6 protein-coding genes are annotated in these 4,661 nt (G+C 35.2%); all 6 read right to left on the bottom strand.

Annotated features, from left to right (window positions below; all coding sequences use genetic code 11):
- Positions 1–866, bottom strand: an 866-nt coding sequence (locus tag ACKI2P_RS02905) for a hypothetical protein (protein WP_407374839.1), incomplete at its 3' end; no start/stop codon positions are given.
- Complete coding sequence (locus tag ACKI2P_RS02900) at positions 866–1,096, bottom strand: acyl carrier protein (RefSeq protein ID WP_407374837.1); 231 nt, start codon at positions 1,094–1,096, stop codon at positions 866–868. The genes ACKI2P_RS02905 and ACKI2P_RS02900, both read right to left, overlap by 1 nt.
- Before the next feature lie 64 nt (positions 1,097–1,160).
- On the bottom strand, positions 1,161–1,817 hold the full coding sequence (locus ACKI2P_RS02895; protein WP_407374835.1) for an acetyltransferase: 657 nt from the start codon (positions 1,815–1,817) through the stop codon (positions 1,161–1,163).
- A 12-nt stretch (positions 1,818–1,829) separates the two neighbouring features.
- Complete coding sequence (locus tag ACKI2P_RS02890) at positions 1,830–2,438, bottom strand: sugar transferase (protein WP_407374833.1); 609 nt, start codon at positions 2,436–2,438, stop codon at positions 1,830–1,832.
- A 218-nt stretch (positions 2,439–2,656) separates the two neighbouring features.
- On the bottom strand, positions 2,657–3,463 hold the full coding sequence (locus ACKI2P_RS02885; RefSeq protein ID WP_407374831.1) for a glycosyltransferase: 807 nt from the start codon (positions 3,461–3,463) through the stop codon (positions 2,657–2,659).
- 1 nt (position 3,464) lies between these two features.
- Positions 3,465–4,469: an EpsG family protein gene (locus tag ACKI2P_RS02880; RefSeq protein WP_407374841.1), complete on the bottom strand. Its 1,005-nt coding sequence runs from the start codon at positions 4,467–4,469 to the stop codon at positions 3,465–3,467.
- Positions 4,470–4,661 lie beyond the last annotated feature (192 nt).

Raw genomic sequence — 4,661 nt, 5'->3', positions numbered from 1 at the left:
TATGGCATGCAATAGGGTACTTTAGATGTATCAAGTTTGAGCTTTTTCTCAATTGTTTTGTTCATTTTCATATTAGCCTGATGGAAAACGAAATAATCATAATCAAGGTAATCAAATTCATAATATTTGGCTAATTTTTTTACCGATTTTGGCGCTGTTGTTATCCCAAATGCAAAAACGTCCATTCCTTTCATTTTTGATGCAAAATTTGAGGTTGGCTTTCCTTCCTCGTCTTCAAAAATACCAAAGGTGTCTTTGGTCATTTGGTTACGTGTGCCTCCATATGGTTTAATGATAGCGTCATAGCCAGTCCCGTCACTTCCCATGTCAAAACGGTATACATCATCAAAATCTCCATATTCCAATGCTGTCACTGTCCCTGCATGGCCAAAAAGTTGATCTGGCGGAAGTTTGGGCACAACCTGACCTCTCGCATCTCCAGCCATTAAAAGAGCTTTTTTTATGGCTCCACCTTGCATTAAACACATAAGGGTATTTAGCCCATATACCCAACCAGAGCAACCAAGAGATATGTCAAGAGTAAAACAATCTTTCTTTAGTCCCATTTTTCCATGTAATACACAAGATGTTGCGGGAAGGATATAGTCGGCTGTTTGTGTGACAAAAACAATGGCATCAATGTCTTGTTTATCCCATTTGAGATCCTCTATTAATTGCTTAGCCGCTGCCTCACAATAGTCTGATGTTGTGAAATCTTGCGAGTAACGTTTTTCTATAACACCAGTAGTTTCAATAAATGATGCTGCATCATATTTGTCATTTGTCGAAATTGTGGATTCAACATTTTTAGGAACACCGGCAGCTAAGCCGGCGATCCTAACATTTTTAATCTCAAAAAAAGCCATTAGAGTTTAGATTTTACAGTTTCAAACAGATCATTGATAGTTTTTGCCTTAGTTATGTCATCACCTTTTAGGGTAACTTCATATTCATCATCAATCATAGCAATAATTGACAAAGCGGTTAATGATGACCATTCGTCAAGTTCATGAAATTCGGTTTCAGCGGTAAAAACTGATGCATCTGTTTCATCAAATTGTTCAGCGAAATGCTTTATAAATTCATTGATTTCCATAATAATAATATTTGAGCCAATTGTTATTCAATGGCGAGGCTCGTTAAACCATTGATGATTAATATTAAAAATTAAATTTTTTTGCTGGATTTCCTATATATGTACAATTTTCTTTAGGATTAGTCATTAAAACCGCTCCAGCGGCAATTTTGGTATTGTTTTTTATCTTGATTTGTTGCAAAATAATTGAGGACACTCCAAGTAAATTGAAATTACCTATTTCAACTTCTCCTGAAATACGTGTCGCAGGCATAATGATGTTATGATTTCCGATTTTCACGTCATGACCAATCACAACGGAACCATTTAATATATTAAAATCTCCGATTGTAACATCACAAGTTGCAATACATGATCCTTGTATGATATTCCCCTTACCAATCGAAAAAGAGTTTTTATCCTCTACCCAAAAATCGGGATATATTAAATTGGGGAATTCAATATTAGGATTGTATATTTGTGAGACTATCTTTTTTGAAATATTTCCATTTCCAACAGCAATTACAACCGCTATTTTACACGGATATCCATTAATGAATTCAATACCGCCTAAAATTTCCCCATAATGGGAAATCGGTGTCCCTACTGGAATTGCATCATCAATGAACCCTATTAGATTCCATGTTGGAGCTTTTGTATTTATACGGTTTATTGTGCACGCAACTTCTTTTCCAAGTCCTCCTGCTCCGTAAATAAGTATATCGCATGTTTGTTTTTTCATGTTTCAATCTATTCAATTTTTGCCGTTAAAAGTCTCCATTGTTGCACTTGTTGCTGAATTTATACCTTCGCGAATAAAAACTTTCTTTATTGTGAGGTAAATAATTTTTAAATCAAGAATAAATGACATGTTATCAACATAATATATGTCATACTCAAATTTCTGTTTCCATGATATTGTGTTTCGCCCATTTACTTGAGCCCATCCTGTAATGCCCGGTCTTACTTCGTGTCGACGTTTTTGTGATTCATCGTATAGTGGCAAATATTCAGGAAGTAGGGGCCGAGGGCCAATTAGAGACATATCTCCTTTTACTACATTCCATAATTGAGGAAGCTCATCAAGGGATGTGGAGCGTATGAATTTCCCGACTTTCGTCAAGCGTTTTTCATCAGGTAAAAGATTCCCTTCGGAATCTTTTTGGTCGGTCATGGTTTTGAACTTGATGACTTTAAATATTTTGGCATTTTTCCCGGGACGCTGTTGGGAAAAAAAAGCTCCGGACTCTTTATTGACTATAGTTAGGCATATCCATAATATCAGTATTATCGGACTTGCTAAAACTAATGCGCATCCTGAAAAAATTAAATCAAATATTAGTTTGAATAATTTACGATACATTCTATCTGCTTGATTGTGGAAAATATAAGTTTTTGTATTTTATCGCTAATCATAAAATGCCCTTGGATTGATTAGTCGCATAATACGTCGGCAAGTTAAAAAAATTATTGTTGATATACAAGAGATATTTATCTTTTTGGAAAATGTAGAGTTAACATGTAAATGTAAAATTGTTTCAAAAACTTTAAGTTACATATTAATTCCTATTGAATACATTTTTAATTCCTGTTTTTGTGAAGATAGGTATACAACCAATTAGGTAGCAATCCTACAAATATTGGGCGTAAAGAAAATATTAGAAAGTAAAAAGGCTGTTTTAACATCCGAAATCCAATAAATCTTACATATGCTTCATTGAGACGACTGGAAAATGTGCGTCGCTTATATGCGTTGCGGTCATCTCGCATTTTATATAATGGTTCATTTAGGTTGTGTCCGCGATAACCGATTGCATACATTTTAAACCATAGGTGGTAGTCCTCTACACGCAGTAACCGCTTATTTTCAGTGTAGCCATTGACTGCAATATATGCTTCACGCCTAACCATACAAGGAGCATGGCAGAATGGGGTGCCATGAATAAAATCTTTGGGTTGAGGATATGGTGTGTTGTTTTTCCCTGTTTTAAAATCTCCATTCTCATCAAAATATATCATCGGACAGCTCACAATCGCAATATCAGGATTATTGTCAAGGAATTCAATTTCTTTAAGAAATCGATCCGGTAAAGAAATATCATCTCCATCCATACGTGCAATGTATTCGGTGTCAGCATATTCCAAACAACGGTTAAGGGTATAATTCAGCCCCATGTTTTTCCCGTTTTTTAAAAGTATAATATTACTGTATTTATTTGCATATTTTTCTGCAATGCAATATGTCTCATCCGTAGAGCCGTCATCACACAGTATAATCTTGAATGATTTATAGCTTTGTGTTAACAGTGAATCAAGTGCGTCGTATAACGTTGATGCACAATTATATATACCTATAATTACAGAAATTCGATAGTTATTGTTACTCATATTACATAATGTATGTGAATGCAATACACGTGATTAGTATTAATCCTGTAATAATTCCTTGGCGTTTGAATATACTGAATTTAGCAAGTGGATAAGCGAGAAGTATGGGATACATGAACCACGAAATGTAAGCAAATCTATTGGAATATGCAGCCGTGTTTATTAATACCCAAAACGCGTTTGCAAAAATGTATGTATGAAGTAGAAACATGTATGTTTTGTCTGTTATACCTTTTTTCACAACAGTATACCATCCAAGCAGTATGGGGGCGGCACTATATAGAATAAAATCCCATCTGAATCCCGTTGATGAAAATAAGTTTTTATTAACTTCTTGAGTAAGGTAATTAGTCATACGTTCATCATCGGCGAATAGGATAAATAAGTCTTTAAAATAATCCTGAAACAGCAGGCTAAGTATTATACATGATAGCCAAATGCTCAGATTTAGATTCGTTTTTTTTAGAAACAATGCCACTGTAGCGGCAACAATTACTGCTCCAATTGTCTTGTGGGTTGCCATACCCAATAACAGCAGTCCGTACCCAATAATTGTATGAGTTTTCCCTTTGCAGAAAAATGACAGACCAAGCAATGCAATACTGGATGCCATGCCATTTCGGATACCGTTTGTCGCGTATCCCCAAAAACTGAATGCTGTAAAACAGAATATTATGGCAAGAAAAAGATGTCGAGGCATCCAGTGGTATGATGCAATACCCATCCCGACTACATAGAATATTGAAACTACTAAAAGCCAACCTGATGCGTCGGTCAGTTCAATACATAAATACTCAACCCATAGGAAGAATGGTTCTTCACCGAAGCCTTTAATCTCAATCCATTGTCCAGACTGCACAAGATTGAAAATCTGCGTATACAGATGAGTGTCGGCATAACACCATATTGGGCGAGTTCCAATATAAATGGTCGCAAGAAAGATAACGAAGAATGGAATGACATTATTGTTTGTCCCTCGCAGTAGTTTCTTATTGGAGCAGGACATTATGTATATAGCATACAGTAAACCAATAAGGCTTATTGTATTTGTCCATATTCCGGTGGAGAAATAGTTAGTAAACATTAAGATTAATTATTTATAAGTTTATCCCATTTTTCCATAATATGTTCAATGGAATATTTTTTTGATGAATTACAGGCAGCAACTGAATATTGTTGCAGTTTCATGGTGTCAGAT

Origin of the sequence: Methanobrevibacter sp. (assembly GCF_045541095.1) — an archaeon.
Taxonomy (GTDB): Archaea; Methanobacteriota; Methanobacteria; order Methanobacteriales; family Methanobacteriaceae; genus Methanocatella.
The sequence above is the reverse complement of the archived record's forward strand: the minus strand, read 5'-3'. Positions and strand labels throughout refer to the sequence as shown.